Here is a 16,697-nt window from a genome sequence, read left to right on the forward strand (position 1 = left end):
CTCGACTTTTTTTGACGCTTTTATTGATTTTAACTATTTTACACTTATTCGGATATTTACAAAACCGGGATGCTCCCGACTTCGTTTGTCTAGAAGCGATTTCAATCGCCCCATTTTCTTTTCGCTTTTCGCGGACTATTATACTAAAATACAGCGTGTGAAAGCTCTTCGGGGTTGAGATTATTGTGAATAACTTGACCGTCGCGGAACCAGACAACGCGGCGAGTTTGGCGCGCTACTTCCGGTTCGTGCGTTACCATAACAACAGTCATGCCGCTTTCGTTGAATTCGGTAAAAATATCCATTACTTCTTGAGTAGTTTTTGTATCCAATGCACCTGTAGGTTCATCAGCCAGTAACAAGACGGGACGGTTGACAATAGCCCTGGCGATGGCTACCCGCTGCTGCTGTCCTCCTGATAGTTGATTCGGTCTGTTTTGCAGGCGACTTTCCAGGCCTACTTTTGTTAAAGCATCTACTCCTCGTTCGCGTCTTTCTGCTGCGGGAATGCCGGCATAAACCATCGGTAACATGACATTTTCTAAGGCTGTCAATTGAGGCAACAGGTGAAATTGTTGGAATACAAAACCTAATTTTAAATTGCGAATTCCGGCTAATTCTCCTTCGGGCATTTGGGCGACATCTACGCCGTCTAAGTAGTAACTGCCGCTCGTAGGTCGATCGAGACAGCCGATAATATTCATAGCTGTAGATTTGCCGGAACCCGATGCGCCCATAATCGAGCAATATTCTCCTTGTCTTACGGTCAAGCTGACGCCGTTTAAGGCGCGAACTTCCAGGTCGCCAATCCCGTAAACTTTTGTTACCTCTTCCAGACCGACAACAACGGGCTTTGAGAGGACTTGCGGGTCGAGGTCTTGGTATGTATCGGTTTGTAGTTCAGGCATTTTTTTCTGGGCGATCGACACAACTAACTACTAAACTAACACTTCCCATCAGTTTTCACATTTGGGGTGACGGCTGTTTCGATACTAATGAACAGAACATCTATATTCAAGGCAGAGTGAATACTTTGACACCGACCTGGAGGTAAAGTCTGAGTGGAAAAAAAATCGGCGTTGCTTAATTGGGTATGAAATTTGTAGAGGCAATCCCCCCATGATTGCCCCACCGCTGACGGTGTAAGGACTTAGAATTACCCCTACAGGCAAAATCATACTTTGATTCAGCAGCACTAAAAAATCTATGCTATTTATGCACCGACTCTCTCTGTAGGGTGCGTATGGCAACTACTGTCAAAATACGATCGCCCTGTTTTACGTCATCGTACCCGTTGGCGATGACCAATAAACCCAGTTTATTGGTCATCACCTGTTAAAGGATGAAATTTCAACGATCGCCCTCAACAACTTTTCAACGGTTTCAGGGCCTTCTTCACCAAGTTGACAGGGCTTGGGTGAAATAGACACCCAAATAGGCTAAACTTGTGTCCGATCGCCAAACAGATTACAAAGCAATGACTACTTCTACCGATACCAACCAGACCGAGATTTCCAATACAGTCTCATCGAGTCCACAAATGTTATCTTTCCTGAAAATAGTTGAGTATTTATCTCTAGCTGCTTTTGTGGGTGCAGCCATCCTTACCAGAGTTTTGCTAGACAATCAACTTATCGTTATTTGGGGAGCTGTTTTTCTCTCTAGTTTTATTTTTATTTTCCTGACCAATAGAGAATTAGCTAACAAATCTAGGAATAGTGCTAATCAGTTAGATATCAGAAGAAAAGCTGAACTATATAACTATCTCTTAAACCCGAATAATGTTTCGGATAAAAATTCTATCACCCCGGTGAGAGAAAAGGCTTTACGATATTGCCAGGAGTTGATTGACGACTATAGAAACACTAGAGAGACTTCTAGAAATATTTACTATACTTTCCAATTGGCAACCGTTGTTTTTTCGGGAGTCACACCAATTTTAGTATTGGTAGACAAATTGGAACCAGGTCAATCGTTGCTCAAGTGGCTGCCCGTAATTTGTCCCGCTGTCGCCTCCATAGTCGCCAGTATAGTTACCTCATTTCCTTTTCAGGAGAATTGGATTTCTGCGAACACGACTGTGGAATTGTTAGAAGCGGAACAGGAGAAATTTGTATTAGGAGTGACTCCAGCTTATCGTTGCTATGATGTAGCCGACGAAGCCCAACATCAACAAATGACAAAAATGGCAATAGAAAACTTTATCAATCAGGTGAATGAGATTCATCTCAAGCAAATCCAAAAACCAGATGATACAGCGTCAAAGGAGCAGAAGACAGAGCCAGATAAATCTACCGAGTCAAAGCAGGAGCAGAGTTAACGAAGCTGACAATACCAGTAAGCAGCTAGGGTTGAGTGAGGCCACCTGCTCTTATACGGCTAAACTTTTCATCACAGATGGCATTTTGGGGCTATCCTATAACCAAATATCGGCTAGTTCCCCGTTTTTTCACCCCTCAATTAGCTATGTATGTAGCGATCAGAAGTTCTTAAAGGCAAAATTTTTGAGCTATCATTAAGAAAATTTAAGCGTAAACTTGGTAAGTTGGAGATTTTAGGTAAACACAATTATGACATACGACTACGACTTGTTTGTGATAGGTGCGGGTTCCGGCGGATTGGCGAGTTCCAAGCGAGCAGCATCCTACGGCGCAAAAGTGGCGATCGCCGAAAATGACTTAGTAGGCGGAACCTGCGTAATTCGCGGCTGTGTCCCCAAAAAACTCATGGTGTACGCCTCAACATTTTCGCACCTTTACGAAGATGCGGTGGGCTACGGTTGGAGTCCAGTAGAAAGCAGCTTCGATTGGGAAAAACTCGTCACCACGGTAGACGCAGAAGTGCGGCGGCTGAGCAAACTGCACATCAGCTTTCTTGAAAAAGCCGGAGTCGAATTAATCTCAGGATACGCCAAATTTATTGATCCCCACACCGTCGAAGTTGGTGACAGAAAATATACCGCAGCCAAAATCTTAATTGCAGTCGGCGGAGAAGCGCAAAGAGTCCCAATTGTCGGCATCGAACACGCGATTACCTCTCGCGAAATCTTCCTACTAAAAGAGCAGCCAAAACGGTTGGCAATTTGGGGAGGAGGCTACATCGGCGTCGAATTTGCTTGCATTATGAACGGGTTGGGAAGCCAAGTAACTCAAATCATCCGCCGTGACTTAATTTTGAACGAATTTGACACAGAAATTCGCACCAACGTGCAAGAAGGAATGATTAAGCACGGAATAAACATTTTGACAGAAAGCTCGATCAACCACATTGAGAAAACCCCAGAAGGCTTAAAATTAACTCTGTCGGGAAAAGCCGAAGAAACGCTAATAGTAGACGCGCTGTTGTGCGCTACCGGGCGTCAGCCTAATTTAGAAAAATTGGGTTTAGAAAATGCGGGAGTAGAAACAGATAAAGGTGCGATCGCAGTTACCAAAAACAGCCGCACCAGTCAACCGCACATTTTTGCAGTGGGAGATTGCACCAACCGCATCAATTTAACGCCAATTGCGATCGCCGAAGGACGGGCTTTTGCAGACACTGAATTTGGCAACAATCCGAGAGCAATTACTCACGAAAATGTCCCGTCAGCGGTATTTTCCCAGCCGGAAGCGGCTACAGTCGGCTTAACAGAAAGCCAAGCCAGAGCTAAATTTGGCGATTCAATTAAGTGCTACACAGCCAAGTTTCGGCCGATGTTTCATGCTTTGACAGGTGCAGACGAGAAAACTTTTGTCAAGTTAATCGTTGAAACTAATACTGACAGAGTTTTGGGCGTGCACATGGTTGGGAAAGACGCGGGCGAGATTATTCAAGGAATGGCGATCGCTGTTAATATGGGAGCTACGAAGAAAGACTTCGACGCGACTATTGGCATTCACCCATCGACTGCTGAAGAGTTTGTGACTCTGCGGTAAAGCGGGCGAAGCAGCCAGGGGTTTAAACCCCTGGCTAATAGCTAAAGTCGGTTAAAACCGACTGAACAGCATCTTTTTGATGTTTTGTATAGCAGATTAATGAGTAATTCAACCAAACAAAACAAAATTTTAGCATTCTATCTTGGTCAGCAGCCTGATTCACAAGGTCGGGCGATCGAGGATATTTGGTCGTGGGACTACCAGAAGCTGGAATCCGTGCACAATTACATTCAATGGCTATTTCCCCTGAGAGAAAAGAGTCGCTTTAATTCCAGTGCTCCTACTTTAAATGATGAGGTGATTCAAGCTTTTAGAACAAGTGAAGAGTTGAGAAATCGCTTAGTCCATTCGTTCAAAGTCATGCTGGCGTTTTACGGGCTGGAATGTCGCGAAGGGGAAAACGCAGAAATTGTAATTGCCAAATCCGAGGAATATTTGTCTAGGAAAAGAGAGTGGATTGAACAATTTAATCACAACTACCTGCGGCTGACTAGGATTCTCACAACTTTGACAGAGTTGGGATTAAAGAATTACGCTTTAGCTCTTTTCAAATGTTTAGATGATATCTATAACGAAAACAAAGAAAGTATTGGTTTAAAAACTTATACTTATTGGAAAAATGCTGTAAATAGTTAAATCATCGAAGCCAATCAGCGGGACAGTAACCTAACGCTACGAACAGAATAAATAATGGATAAAGCAATTATAGAAAATCACGCTCAGTCGGGCAGAGAAATTTATCAAAGGATTTCCAACAACATTCAAAAAGTGGTGAAAGGGCAATCAGCAGCAATCAGGAAATTGCTGTCAGCCTTTGTGAGTGGCGGGCACGTCCTCCTAGAAGATTATCCCGGTACAGGTAAAACTACCCTAGCTAAAGCCCTAGCCTTATCTGTAGATGTCAGCTTTAAACGCATTCAATTTACACCTGACCTTTTGCCATCCGATATCTTGGGCATATCCATGCTCGACCCCAATCAACGCACGTTCCATTTCCACGAAGGGCCTATTTTTGCTAATATTGTCTTGGCTGACGAAATCAATCGGTCATCACCGCGAACCCAATCCGCCCTCCTAGAAGCAATGGCAGAATTTCAAGTCAGCATTGACGGAAATTTGCACAAACTTAAAGACCCATTTTTTGTTATTGCTACTCAAAATCCAGTAGAATCTCGTGGCACTTATCCACTTCCTGAAGCCCAAATGGATCGCTTTGCAGTTCAATTTAGTCTAGGCTACATCTCGCCAGAAGACGAAGTTAACCTGCTCGGAGATCAAATCCATCAACATCCTATTGATACACTTCAAACCTGCGTTAATTTAGAGGATTTAATTAGCTTAAAACAGCAGGTAAAGCAAATTAGAATTAGTGAAGAATTGAAACGTTACCTCGTAGATATCGTGAATGCAACTCGCTCAGCCGAAGGCGTACAACTAGGGGCGAGTCCCAGAGCTTCCCTAGCTTTAATGAAAGTTGCTCAAGCATTAGCTTTGTTCGATGGCTATGAGTTTGTTACGCCAGAACATATTCAAGAACAAGCGGTATCAGTAATAGCTCATCGCCTAGTAATGGAACCTCAAGCGCGTTTTTCGGGTAGAATGGCTCCAGGTGTTGTTGAAGAAATTATCAAATCTATTCCTGTACCCGCGTAAAAAATGAAACGTGTTTTCTACGCTATTTTTCGCTTCGGTGCGCGTGTAAATCGATCGCGAAAGAAGCGATTGACTAACAATGGGTTAGCAGTGCTTAGCTGCACGCTTTTAGCGGGAATTTTAGGGTTAGATACTAATCAGACTGTGACTTATCAAATCTTTACTTTCCTGTTGTCAATTATAGGAATAGCCATAATTTTCAGTAGATTTTTTCGCTTCCGCTTCAACGCAGTACGTTTCTTGCCAAAGTTTGCAACTGTTGGAGTCACTTTAAAATACCGTATTCTCATTCATAACAAAACTAGCCAGACTCAAAACAATTTGAAAATGGGGGAAAATTTTGCCGACACCTGGCCAAGTTTTCAAGAATTTACAGAAACACCTGAACCAGGTGAAGAACAGCGCAATTCATTGGATAAATACTTCGGCTATTATCGTTGGCTGTGGCTAATTTCTAGAAAACAATGCGCCACAGCTAAACCCATAGAATTGCCTCCTCTCCTACCCAATAGCAAAACAGAAGTGGTCTGTGAAATTACGCCGTCCTACAGAGGTGTTATCCGCCTGACTGGTCTAACAGTTACTAGGTCAGATCCTTTTGGGATTTGGAATGCTTGTAAAACTATTTCCTTGCCCCAATCTATCTTAATTTTACCCAAACTATATCATTTACCACCAATTCAGCTTCCTGGCTCAAGAAGATATCAATCAGGTGGCGTAACATTAGCTTCATCCGTAGGAGATTCCGAGGAATTTAGGTCTCTGCGGGATTATCGACCGGGAGATCCGCTACGCAAAATTCACTGGAAAAGTTGGGCAAAAGCAGGTAAGCCAATGGTCAAAGAAGAACAGGATGAATTTTTTGTGAGGCACGCCCTAATTTTGGATACATTTCAAAGTGTAAAATATAGTGAAATTTTAGAAGAAGCAATTTCAATTGCTGCTTCATTATCCTATGAAGTTCAGACTCAAGAATCCTTATTGGATTTGATGTTCGTCGTTCAAGAAGCTTATTGTTTTACCTTTGGTAGAGGGCTGAACTCGACTGATAAAATGCTAGAAATTCTCGCCTCCCTCGGTGCCTGTCAGGATAAAGATTTTGACTCGCTCACCTCAGTTTTGATGGAGAAAATCTCTCTCCTAAGCGGTTGTATTTGTATATTTTTGTGTTGGGACGAACCTAGAAAAAGATTACTAAATTATCTGAGAAGTCGCGGTATTCATACCTTAGTTTTAATTTTAACAGACGCCGATGCTCAATTAGATAGCTTAAATTTAGAGTTGATTAAAGATGACTTAACAAGCTGCCATATTTTAAAGCTAGGTAAAATACAAGAGGAGTTAATGAAATTATGAAAATGCCAGTGTTTCTTTTGGGTGTTAGTGTAATTTTTTGGGGCTGGCAGACGGGACTATGGTTTTTTGCTTTGCCAATTGCTCTGATTTTAGAGGCAGCTAACTGGTTGCCTTATCGGTGGGATTTTTCAGCTAGTGATTTTAGGCGCATTGCTAATTTATGCCTGATTTTTTTGTGCTGTTTGCTGGTTTATCTCCTGGTCGCCAACCGCTCTATTTACTTGATATATAATTTGTTGCAGTGGCTTCCTGGTGTATTTTTTCCACTGGTAGCTGCTCAGGTATATTCTGTTAAGGAAAGTCTGGATATACGCCTAATGTTTTTGTGGCTCAACAAAGCCACAAAAAAAGCACCACTTAACCCCTTGATGGTGAATCTAAGTTATCCATATTTTATCTGTTGTCTGCTATCCGCTAGTGCGACGAACAGTAGAGAGATCTCTTTTTATGCTGGGATATTTGCCTTAACTGCTATTGCTTTGTGGTCTGTGAGACCTAAAAGATTTTCATCTATTCTCTGGCTGGGTCTGATGTTAATTGCTGGCAGTATAGGATTTATAGGACAGATGGGCCTGCACCAACTTCACCTAGCAGTAGAACAGCAAGCAATCTCATGGCTTAGTCAGGGGAACTCTCAAGAAACAGATTTTTTGAAAAAACAAACGAACATCGGGTCAGTGGGATTGTTAAAACAGTCAAATGAAATAATTTTTAGAGTTGCTCCTGAAGCTAAACACACTCCTCCCCGACTGCTAAGAGAAGCCACTTATAATCGCTACAACTCTTCACTTTGGCTCGCCTTAAATCCTAACTTTGTTCCCGTACAACCAAAGATTAATGGCACAACTTGGGATTTAGGCGACCAACTACCCAATCCATCAACGATTACTATTTCGGCTACACTCCAAGGCAACCAAGGTTTATTAAAGCTGCCAGATGGAACTTTTAAAATTGACGCATTGCCTGTCACTCAGATGGAAAAAAATAAATATGGCACAATAAAAGTGGTGGGAAAAGTTGATATGCTGGCTTATCGAAGCTACTTTAATAATAATTTTTCTGTAGATAGCCCGCCTACAGAAGACGACCTGCAAATACCAAAATCCGAAATATCTGCACTGAGTAAAATCCTCAGTCAAATGGATACTCAAGGAAAGTCGCCACCAGAAATATTAGATAAAATAGAGTGGTTTTTCCTAAAAAATTTCGTTTATTCACTGAAGCTTAGGGGCAAAGATAATGATGCTACGCCTCTATCAACATTTTTACTGGACACTCGCTCTGGACATTGTGAATATTTTGCTACCGCTGCGACACTTCTCCTGAGAAAACTCGGTATTCCAGCCCGTTATGCTGTTGGATATTCTGTTCACGAATTTAGTTCTTTGGAGAACCAATATATTGTAAGAAGTCGCCATGCTCATGCTTGGACTTTGGCTTATATCGCGGGAAAATGGCAAGCTTTTGATCCTACGCCTTCTGATTGGGAAAGCATGGAAGATGCTGCTGCTCCCCGATGGGCATTTATCTCTGATTTATGGTCGCTCTTGAGTTACAAAATTTTGCTAGGGTTGCGATATTTATCAGGTAGCAATGGATTGAAGTATGGGGGAGTCATCCTGCTGGCATTAATATTTTTTTGGAGGTCTAATCCTAATTTTAAGAAAAATGTACGCCTTTTATCTAACAAACAAAGATGGCTAAAAGCTATTTATAACAAAGATTCGTTTAGTCCGAAATCGGAATTTTATTTAATCGAACAGGCCTTAAATGAGTCGGGATTGATTCGCCCTCCTTCCGAGTCTTTAAAAAATTGGATTGAGAGGTTAAAAAAAGAAAAACCGGAATTATATTGTCTCGAAGAGTTAGCATTGTTGATTGAAATTCATTATTGCGATCGCTTCGATCCAGAAGTGATTCAAGACGCACAAAAAGCTGAATTTAAATTGGCAATTCAATCCTGGATCGAGCAATATCGCAGACAGGCGATCGCCTCAAAGTCTCAGGTTAATAAAAGCGGTAAGTCTACTATAGCTTTTCTCAGGTAGGTGATGTATAGATTGAGATTTTTAATTGGGGGATTGAGGTCTTTTTAAGTGATTCGTAAATTCCCCAATTATTCAATTATTCAATCTAAACTTCTACCTCCCTTAATTGAGAACCTATATATACCTTTTCTAAATCACTTGTACAAGACCGTCGGTTATTAGACAAGTCACAATTGCTTTATGCCTACTTAAGAGAACAGCCTTATCAGGGTACTTATACAATTAATCTACCCTCCGACCAAGGCATTGGTCGAACAGCAAGAGTGGAAACTAGCTCATAATCCACTTGTATGTACGCGGTAGCCTTAAAAAGGGGGACGAAAGAGAAGATTCTTGTCCCCCCGAATCGTTGCGGGGCGATCGGGTTTTAATCACTCGACAGAAGACTCGCACTACATTTGAGGTTAAGTTGACACCAATGGGCATTGTCATGTCCCTACCCGCTGAGCAAATTTTTACTGGTTTTAGTTGTTACTAGGCGCTTAGCGAAAGTAACGCTTCTGGGGCGAGTCAGAGCGTCCATTTTCTCAACCAAGGCTCGGACTCTGGATCTGGGTTCCCAGGCTTTACACCTCGGAACCCGTTAATTACAGGAAAAATCAGGACACGGCAGTGCCGTTTCCCTACCTGCCGCCTCGTCGAAAAAAAATTTTAAATCCTTTGAACCTTTTTTAGAGCTGTCCTGTCTAAACACTTCAGATAACGAACTGGTGGGGGAGACTTCACAGGTGTTAGGTGTGCCAGCCAATGTTTTAACCGATGACTGTTCCGACTCGGACTTAGTTGCTGAGTGTTTAAAGGGCGATCGCACTTGCTTTCGCTACCTTTACAAACGTTACCAACACAAAGTCAGGTCAACCCTTTACCAACTCTGCGGTCCGTCACTTCTTGACGATTTAGCACAAGAAGTCTTCCTGCGAGTATGGAAAGGATTGCCCAAACTCAAGCACCAGGAAAACTTTTCTACTTGGCTTTATCGAATCACTTGGAATGTGGCTTCCGACCAAAGACAAGCATTTGCTAAACAGCATTCTTTTGACTCCCAACTTAAAAATCAAGAAGTAATGGATGGGGTTGTTCTCAAAGATAACACATCCGACTTGATGCAGTTGCACTATGAAGATTTAGTGCAGCGGGGACTGGATCAATTGAGCTTTGAACACCGCAGCGTTTTGGTGCTGCACGACCTAGAAGACATCCCGCAAAAAGAAGTAGCCCAAATTTTGGGACTGCCAGCAGGAACTGTCAAATCTCGCGTGTTTTATGCCCGAAATGCTATGCGACAATTTTTGCAAAAAGAAGGTGTCAGCGAGCTATGAATAACCCCAGCAGCGACCAAGAGTTAGTTAGTTTCTTGAAGCAACATCGCCCAAGTATTCCTGAAGCTGCACCAGATTTAGAGCAAAAAATTCTAGCAGCAATAGAAAGTAATCAGGCGAGTGTTTTCCATGAAACCTACCGGGATAAAACGCGATTAAGTGGCTCAGCTAAGTCTGGTGACAGGTTAAAAATATCCTCTGTTTCTAAATGGGTTTTCTCGTCTGCGATTGCTGCTAGCCTGCTATTTTTTTGGTCGGGCTACCGTCCGTTTAAGACTGCACAATTGCCAGATAAGGAAACAGCTCAGTTAGAAGCATTTTTAGTTACTAACTGGGAGGGCGTACTGCATGATTCTCCCCAAGAAAATATGACCGATCGCCCGCAAACCAACTGGTTGAATTTCCCAGTTTCCTCTGACAGCGATCCGCAAAAAAATAACTAATCTCAAAGAGGTAATTCTCATGTCAATTCGTCGCATTTCTGCCCTAGCCGTTTTAATGCTGACTCTCGGCAGCACAGCCGCAGCAATAGCAGTTCCCAATCCCCTAGAACCGGAAACAATTGCACAAAACCAGCGTCCCAATCGACCAGGTGGCAGCGAAGGTGGGATGTTCGAGAAACTTAATTTAAGCGCAGACCAAAAGCAGCAAATGCAGGCAGTGCGCGATCGCTACAAAGACCAAGTTTCCCAGCGGATGCAAGCAGTCCGCCAAGCCAGACAAGAATTGGAAACGATGATGTCCGGCACGGAAAATGCCAGCCAAATACGCGACAAACACCGTCAAATAATCGGATTGAGGCAGCAGTTGGAAGAGGTGCAATTTGAAATTACACTCGCAATGCGAGAAGTGCTCACTGCCGAACAACGTAGCCAATTAGCTCAACTGATGCAGCAGCGCCGACAAAATGCTAAAAACCGGATGCAAAACGGTCAAAAGCCCCAGTAATTTACGAGTAGTTTAGAGTGAATCGCAGGGTACACAGTACGCACTCTGCGATTCATTGTAAGCAGGTATAAATCAATAAATACAGGCATCGATAAACGCTGCTTTTCTGTAATCTACGCGATGGCTTTCTCTCTTCGGATAATTCGTCTAAAAGGTAAGCAATTTCAAGTCTATGCGCTGGATTTCTCTCTTCCGATAATCAGTAAATATGTTCATCTACTTAGGGTCTTATTTTTTTATTTGATAACTCATTGTAAGTTAAAATAATTAGTTGAGAAGTCTCATAAAAATTTCTGGATGAATCTACAGAACGATTGGAGTTACATTTATTTACACGGATTTGCTTCAAGTCCCGATTCCCTTAAGGCAAAATATTTCCGAGATCGCTTTTCTTCCCTAGGAATTGACCTAAAAACTCCCGATCTCAATCAAAACGATTTTTCGGGGCTCACTCTCACCCGCCAGTTGCAGCAAATAGAAACAGAATTTCTGCAAACCCAATCCTCCCAATCGGCAGAAAAGGTAAAAGAATTAGGCGGAGTTACAATAATAGGGTCGAGTTTTGGGGGACTGACAGCGGCTTGGTTGGCCCAGCGACAATTGTCAGTAAAACAAATAGTTTTGTTAGCACCGGCTTTTGACTTTATCTCCCACTGGCTGCCGCTGCTGGGACAGCAACAGTTAGAAAAGTGGCAGTCTGAGAAATATTTGCCCGTTTACCACTACGGCCAACAAGGTTATCTGCCGCTGAATTATCAGTTTGTGGCAGATATGGCTCAATACCCTGAAGAAAAATTAATGCGGTCAGTGCCTACGTTAATTCTTCACGGCAAGCATGATACAATAATACCGATTCAAGCTAGCAGAAATTTTGCCGCTAACCGTCCCTGGGTGCAATTAATCGAATTAGAAGACGCTCATTCTTTGGGAAATGTCCTAGCGGAAATGTGGGAAGCGATTCAAAAGTTTTGCCAATTCAAAAAATAAAATTTGACCAACTTGCAAGTCTTAACACTCAAATGACTGAACAAGATCGATCGACTCGCACCCTAGCCGTTGACATTGGCGGAAGTGGCATCAAAGTTATGGTTTTGGACAATGAAGGCGAACCCCAAACGGAACGCAGCCGTTTAGAAACGCCTCAACCACCGAAACCGGAACCCGTACTAGAGGCGATCGCCTCTTTAGCAAGCGGACAAGGGGAATTTGACCGAGTATCCGTCGGTTTCCCAGGCGTCGTGCGTCTCGGCGTCATCAAAACCGCAGTGAATTTAGATCCATCTTGGATAGATTTTGACCTAGAAACTACCCTCAAAGATCGCTTGGGAAAACCTGTGCGAGTGGCTAACGATGCGGATATTCAAGGATTGGGAGCAATTGCTGGGACGGGGGTAGAATTAGTAGTTACCCTGGGCACAGGTTTCGGTTCTGCCTTATTTGTCGATGGTATCTTGGTACCCAATCTAGAGTTAGGACATCACCCGTTCCGCAAAGGGGAAACTTACGAACAGCAATTAGGGCGATCGGCATTAGATACAGTCGGTTCCAAAAGATGGAATCGCCGTCTGGAAAAAGCGCTCACCTATCTGCAAAATCTCTTTAACTGCGATCGCATTTACATCGGCGGGGGCAATACTAAAAAGATTGTGTTTGAGTTACCGCCGCAGGTTAAAATAGTACCGAATGTCAGCGGTTTATTGGGCGGGATTGCTTTGTGGCGCGATTGAATAAACTGTGTGGCAAAAATGCCCATAAATATCAAATCAAAGAAACCGAGTTTTTTGCCCGGATTAAAGGCAATAATCCAGTTTTTTCCTAAAAAACCCGGTTTCTGAATCGACGACAGTTGAGTGGTTTTTTGGCTGGTGCGAGATCCGTTTTACAAAAATTATTCACCCATCGGATCGCGGTAGCGTTTGGGTTCATCCTTGCGAAACAGATTCGCTAAACCGAGGATGCCCAACAAACCCAAAGCACCCCAATGATTGTTGTCTTCCTTGCTTTCTTGAAAGGGAGTTCTGTCTAGAACAGCTCCATTAGAATCAGTATTGTTCTGTGCCGGAGCTGACTCCGTTTGAGCTGAGGCAGGCATAGCTGAAGGGAGAACAGCCAAACTCAAAGCTATGAGGGTAGCGGCGGCATTTTTAGATAGATCGGAAGGCTTGACTTTCATACTTGGTTTCCACAGATTAGCAGTTACTTTCTAAGAATAATCAATTTGTTACAGCCTACGCATCAATCGATCGACAGAAACTAAATCTCCCTCTCCTCTTGCTTTCGAGATAGAACAAGCTCTATGCTAAGTTCAGAGGCTTCTAACCAGATTATCTAAAATAAAAAGTCGTAAACTATACCATGCTTCCCTTTATCCGAAAAGATTTAGCCGAACTTACCGCATACACTCCCCATCCGGGCGGCGCGTCAGGAGAATCAGCGCACTCGGAAAGTGCGATCGATCGCCTCGATACCAATGAATGCCCCTACGACTTGCCAGAAGAATTAAAAAAAAAGCTAGCTTGGACTTACCAGCAGTTAATTGAGACAAATCGCTATCCCGACGGAGGGCACGCCGCCCTCAAAGAGGCGATCGCCCAATACGTCAATGAATCCCTCAATGTCCCCCCCCTTAACAAGGGGGGGCTAGGGGGGGTTACACTGCCCAAAACCGCCATTACAGCCGACAATATTTCTGTGGGCAACGGTTCCGACGAACTAATTCGATCGCTCTTAATAGCTACTTGTTTAAGCGGTCAAGGCTCTATTTTGGTAGCGAATCCTACCTTTTCGATGTATGGAATAATGGCCCAAACCCTCGGCATTCCCGTTGTGAGTGTTCAACGGAAAGAGGAGAATTTTGAAATCGATATCGAGGCGGCTAAAAGGGCGATCGACCAAAATCAAAATCCCCCCGTGCGCGCCGTCTTTGTCGTTCATCCCAATTCCCCTACAGCCAATGCTTTGACAACCGATGAAATAGAATGGTTGTCAACTTTACCCGAAGAGATATTAGTAGTAATTGACGAAGCCTATTTTGAATTCAGCCAAAATACTTTAGCAGACCAATTGCACCATCACCCGAATTGGATTATTTTACGCACATTTTCCAAAGCATTTCGACTGGCCTCAATGAGAGTCGGATATGCGATCGCCCATCCCGAACTCACAGCCACCTTAGAAAAAATCCGTCTCCCCTACAACCTTCCCAGTTTCTCGCAAACAGCAGCTGAGTTAGCCCTAGCGCAGCGGCAGTTATTGCTAGCAACCATTCCCGAAACTCTATCAGAAAGAGCCAAATTAATTGCAGCGCTAACTCAGCATCAAAAATTACAAGTTTGGCCGAGTGCGGCTAACTTCGTTTACCTGCGGGTGAAAGCTGGTGAGGGCCAATCGGCCGAAGAGGAACACAAACAAATCATGCAGCAGCTAAAAGATCGAGGTACTTTAATTAGGCACACTGGAGGAGGTTTGCGAATTACGGTGGGTAGCCCGGAGGAAAATCAGCGCACAGTCGATCGAATCGCAGCGATTTTAGATTAAAATTAATATCCACCGTTGCTCAATACAATGCTAATAATGAACTCTGTAGAACTCTTCAGCGGAGCAGGAGGCTTAGCAATAGGCGTATCAAAAGCAGGCTTTTGTCACAAAGCAGTTATCGATCTGGACAAAAATGCTTGCGAGACAATTCGAGAAAATCAGCGGCGGGGTGTAAAAGCGATTTCAAACTGGTCTGTTTTTGAGACAGATATCGCTAAATTCGATTTTACATCCCTAGAACTCAAAGAGGGGGTAGACCTCCTAACTGGAGGGCCGCCGTGTCAGCCTTTTTCTGTAGGAGGAAAACACTGCGGGAGTGAGGACAATCGAAATATGTTTCCGCACTTTTTTCGGGCCGTGCGAGAACTCAAACCCAAGGCATTTGTTATCGAAAATGTTAAAGGTTTATTGCGTTCCTCCTTCACTAAATATTTTGAGTATATTGTCCTACAACTCACTTATCCAGAAGTTGTACAAAGACTAGAGGAGGATTGGCCCCATCACCTGTCCCGGTTAGAACAGCATCATACCGCCGGTCGCGGTGACGGACTATCATACCGTGTAGTGTTTCGCTTACTCAACGCGGCAGACTACGGCATTCCCCAAAAGCGCGAAAGGGTTTTTATTGTAGGTTTTCGATCGGATTTAGGATTAGAGTGGTCTTTTCCTGAACCGACTTGTTCTCAGGAAGCCTTGCATTGGGAGCAATGGGTGACTGGCAATTATTGGGAGCGCAATCACATCTCTAAAAGCGATCGTCCAGACATACCTAGCAAGCTTTCCTCGCGCATATTCAATCTTCAGTTCAACTTGTTTCCACCTCAAAAACAGCCTTGGCGAACTGTGCGGGATGCCATTTCGGACTTACCACCAGAAGGCAATAAAGAAAGCCAAAACAGCGTACTAAATCACATTTTTATACCAGGAGCTAGAAAGTATCCAGGCCATACAGGCAGCTTGTTAGATGAACCAGCTAAAACTTTAAAAGCAGGAGTTCACGGGGTCCCTGGAGGAGAAAATATGTTAGTTGAGCGCACGGGAGAGGTGCGTTACTTTACGCTTCGCGAAGCTGCTAGACTGCAAACTTTCCCTGACGAATACTTCTTTCCTCACAGTTGGACAGAAACTATGAAGCAGTTGGGGAATGCTGTACCAGTCGCTTTGGCAGAAGTTATTGCCTCTAGCATTAGATTGCGGCTGGAGACAGTTAGAACAGCGAGAGTGTAGTCAATGAATTTGAGATTTTAGATTTGAGAATTTACTCCATGCTCGAAGTATTTAGAGTCCCGCCAGATATACAAGAAAACTTAATCGCTTTCTGTGGCAAGCAAAATTGTTATAATCTTCAGGAACTGGATCGTGTCAGGGAGGATTTGATCCAATATTGCGGAGCATATTTGCTGTACTACCAGGGCGACTTCTCAATGTATAACCTTATTAAACAGGCAAACTTGAGTAAGTGCTGTCTGCCAATCTATGTAGGTAAAGCAGCTCCGGGCGGTCGTCGGACGGGGCGTACAACTATTGGCAACACTCTTTACGGACGCTTGTCAGAGCATAGAAAATCTATTGAAGCTGTAGACAATCTAAAAATTGAGGATTTTGCGTTCAAAGTCGCGCCGATGGAAATCGATTTAGTTTCATGGGGAGAAGCAGTGTTGATCCGTCACTTCAGCCCTGTTTGGAATAGAGAAATATCGGGATTCGGGATACATGACCCTGGAAGTGGGCGAGCAGGGCAAAAACGTTCTGTATGGGATAGATTGCACCTCGGTCGCACTTTTGCCACCAAGCTTCCTGTAGGGAATACTCCGCTCGATATTGATGCTTTGTCGGTTAGTATAACACAGCATTGTCAGCGGATGATAGAAGAGTTAGGGTGTCCTTAATTTGGCGTCTGATTCGATAGTTTGCTGCCCCAT

The 16,697-nt window shown here is 43.5% G+C and carries 16 protein-coding genes; 14 read left to right on the plus strand and 2 right to left on the minus strand.

Annotated elements, in window-relative coordinates:
- Positions 1-143 precede the first annotated feature (143 nt).
- Entirely contained in the window at positions 144-908 is a 765-nt protein-coding gene (locus QUB06_RS13630; RefSeq protein ID WP_333435695.1) for an ABC transporter ATP-binding protein, read from the minus strand.
- A 569-nt stretch (positions 909-1,477) separates the two neighbouring features.
- Between QUB06_RS13630 and QUB06_RS13635 the strand changes: the two genes are divergently transcribed.
- The 11 genes from QUB06_RS13635 (at position 1,478) to QUB06_RS13685 (ending at position 12,965) form a co-directional block, all read left to right on the plus strand.
- On the plus strand, positions 1,478-2,320 hold the full coding sequence (locus QUB06_RS13635) for a DUF4231 domain-containing protein (protein ID WP_333435696.1): 843 nt from the start codon (positions 1,478-1,480) through the stop codon (positions 2,318-2,320).
- A 250-nt stretch (positions 2,321-2,570) separates the two neighbouring features.
- The gene (gene gor, locus QUB06_RS13640) at positions 2,571-3,914 is read left to right on the plus strand and encodes a glutathione-disulfide reductase (RefSeq protein WP_333435697.1); all 1,344 of its coding nucleotides are present in this window, start codon (positions 2,571-2,573) and stop codon (positions 3,912-3,914) included.
- 99 nt (positions 3,915-4,013) lie between these two features.
- The gene (locus QUB06_RS13645; protein ID WP_333435698.1) at positions 4,014-4,550 is read left to right on the plus strand and encodes an opioid growth factor receptor-related protein; all 537 of its coding nucleotides are present in this window, start codon (positions 4,014-4,016) and stop codon (positions 4,548-4,550) included.
- A 54-nt stretch (positions 4,551-4,604) separates the two neighbouring features.
- Positions 4,605-5,567: a MoxR family ATPase gene (locus QUB06_RS13650; protein WP_333435699.1), complete on the plus strand. Its 963-nt coding sequence runs from the start codon at positions 4,605-4,607 to the stop codon at positions 5,565-5,567.
- Between the two features lie 144 nt (positions 5,568-5,711).
- Positions 5,712-6,923, plus strand: coding sequence for a DUF58 domain-containing protein (locus QUB06_RS13655; RefSeq protein WP_333435700.1), 1,212 nt, complete (start codon positions 5,712-5,714; stop codon positions 6,921-6,923).
- Positions 6,920-8,971 carry a transglutaminase domain-containing protein gene (locus QUB06_RS13660; RefSeq protein WP_333435701.1) on the plus strand — a complete coding sequence of 684 codons (2,052 nt, stop codon included), beginning with the start codon at positions 6,920-6,922 and terminating at the stop codon, positions 8,969-8,971. Before QUB06_RS13655 ends, QUB06_RS13660 begins: the two co-directional genes overlap by 4 nt.
- Before the next feature lie 728 nt (positions 8,972-9,699).
- Positions 9,700-10,290 (plus strand): sigma-70 family RNA polymerase sigma factor, encoded by a 591-nt coding sequence (locus QUB06_RS13665; protein WP_333435750.1) that lies wholly within the window; start codon positions 9,700-9,702, stop codon positions 10,288-10,290.
- Positions 10,287-10,733: a hypothetical protein gene (locus tag QUB06_RS13670; protein ID WP_333435702.1), complete on the plus strand. Its 447-nt coding sequence runs from the start codon at positions 10,287-10,289 to the stop codon at positions 10,731-10,733. The genes QUB06_RS13665 and QUB06_RS13670 overlap by 4 nt, the downstream gene beginning before the upstream one ends.
- Positions 10,734-10,752: 19 nt before the next feature.
- Positions 10,753-11,238 (plus strand): Spy/CpxP family protein refolding chaperone, encoded by a 486-nt coding sequence (locus tag QUB06_RS13675; RefSeq protein WP_333435703.1) that lies wholly within the window; start codon positions 10,753-10,755, stop codon positions 11,236-11,238.
- Between the two features lie 297 nt (positions 11,239-11,535).
- Entirely contained in the window at positions 11,536-12,225 is a 690-nt protein-coding gene (locus QUB06_RS13680; protein WP_333435704.1) for a YqiA/YcfP family alpha/beta fold hydrolase, read from the plus strand.
- Positions 12,226-12,257: 32 nt separating this feature from the next.
- Positions 12,258-12,965, plus strand: a complete 708-nt coding sequence (locus tag QUB06_RS13685) for an ROK family protein (RefSeq protein WP_333435705.1) — start codon at positions 12,258-12,260, stop codon at positions 12,963-12,965.
- Between the two features lie 161 nt (positions 12,966-13,126).
- Here the strand turns inward: QUB06_RS13685 and QUB06_RS13690 are convergent, their stop codons facing one another.
- Positions 13,127-13,411, minus strand: a complete 285-nt coding sequence (locus QUB06_RS13690; RefSeq protein ID WP_333435706.1) for a WGxxGxxG family protein — start codon at positions 13,409-13,411, stop codon at positions 13,127-13,129.
- Positions 13,412-13,593: 182 nt separating this feature from the next.
- Between QUB06_RS13690 and QUB06_RS13695 the strand changes: the two genes are divergently transcribed.
- The 3 genes from QUB06_RS13695 to QUB06_RS13705 are packed head-to-tail and all read left to right on the plus strand — an operon-like array spanning position 13,594 to position 16,664.
- Positions 13,594-14,775: a histidinol-phosphate transaminase gene (locus QUB06_RS13695; RefSeq protein WP_333435707.1), complete on the plus strand. Its 1,182-nt coding sequence runs from the start codon at positions 13,594-13,596 to the stop codon at positions 14,773-14,775.
- A gap of 36 nt (positions 14,776-14,811) precedes the next feature.
- Positions 14,812-16,002 carry a DNA cytosine methyltransferase gene (locus tag QUB06_RS13700; RefSeq protein ID WP_333435708.1) on the plus strand — a complete coding sequence of 397 codons (1,191 nt, stop codon included), beginning with the start codon at positions 14,812-14,814 and terminating at the stop codon, positions 16,000-16,002.
- A 38-nt stretch (positions 16,003-16,040) separates the two neighbouring features.
- Entirely contained in the window at positions 16,041-16,664 is a 624-nt protein-coding gene (locus tag QUB06_RS13705) for an Eco29kI family restriction endonuclease (protein WP_333282303.1), read from the plus strand.
- Positions 16,665-16,697 lie beyond the last annotated feature (33 nt).

It is taken from the genome of Microcoleus sp. D2_18a_D3, from assembly GCF_036702455.1.
GTDB lineage: Bacteria > Cyanobacteriota > Cyanobacteriia > Cyanobacteriales > Microcoleaceae > Microcoleus.

Bases quoted from the DNA above. Each gene is read 5' to 3' on its own strand.
- QUB06_RS13630 (WP_333435695.1), bottom strand. From the start codon at position 908: ATGCCTGAACTACAAACCGATACATACCAAGACCTCGACCCGCAAGTC.
- QUB06_RS13635 (WP_333435696.1), top strand. From the start codon at position 1,478: ATGACTACTTCTACCGATACCAACCAGACCGAGATTTCCAATACAGTC.
- gor (WP_333435697.1), top strand. From the start codon at position 2,571: ATGACATACGACTACGACTTGTTTGTGATAGGTGCGGGTTCCGGCGGA.
- QUB06_RS13645 (WP_333435698.1), top strand. From the start codon at position 4,014: ATGAGTAATTCAACCAAACAAAACAAAATTTTAGCATTCTATCTTGGT.
- QUB06_RS13650 (WP_333435699.1), top strand. From the start codon at position 4,605: ATGGATAAAGCAATTATAGAAAATCACGCTCAGTCGGGCAGAGAAATT.
- QUB06_RS13660 (WP_333435701.1), top strand. From the start codon at position 6,920: ATGAAAATGCCAGTGTTTCTTTTGGGTGTTAGTGTAATTTTTTGGGGC.
- QUB06_RS13670 (WP_333435702.1), top strand. From the start codon at position 10,287: ATGAATAACCCCAGCAGCGACCAAGAGTTAGTTAGTTTCTTGAAGCAA.
- QUB06_RS13675 (WP_333435703.1), top strand. From the start codon at position 10,753: ATGTCAATTCGTCGCATTTCTGCCCTAGCCGTTTTAATGCTGACTCTC.
- QUB06_RS13680 (WP_333435704.1), top strand. From the start codon at position 11,536: ATGAATCTACAGAACGATTGGAGTTACATTTATTTACACGGATTTGCT.
- QUB06_RS13685 (WP_333435705.1), top strand. From the start codon at position 12,258: ATGACTGAACAAGATCGATCGACTCGCACCCTAGCCGTTGACATTGGC.
- QUB06_RS13690 (WP_333435706.1), bottom strand. From the start codon at position 13,411: ATGAAAGTCAAGCCTTCCGATCTATCTAAAAATGCCGCCGCTACCCTC.
- QUB06_RS13695 (WP_333435707.1), top strand. From the start codon at position 13,594: ATGCTTCCCTTTATCCGAAAAGATTTAGCCGAACTTACCGCATACACT.
- QUB06_RS13700 (WP_333435708.1), top strand. From the start codon at position 14,812: ATGAACTCTGTAGAACTCTTCAGCGGAGCAGGAGGCTTAGCAATAGGC.
- QUB06_RS13705 (WP_333282303.1), top strand. From the start codon at position 16,041: ATGCTCGAAGTATTTAGAGTCCCGCCAGATATACAAGAAAACTTAATC.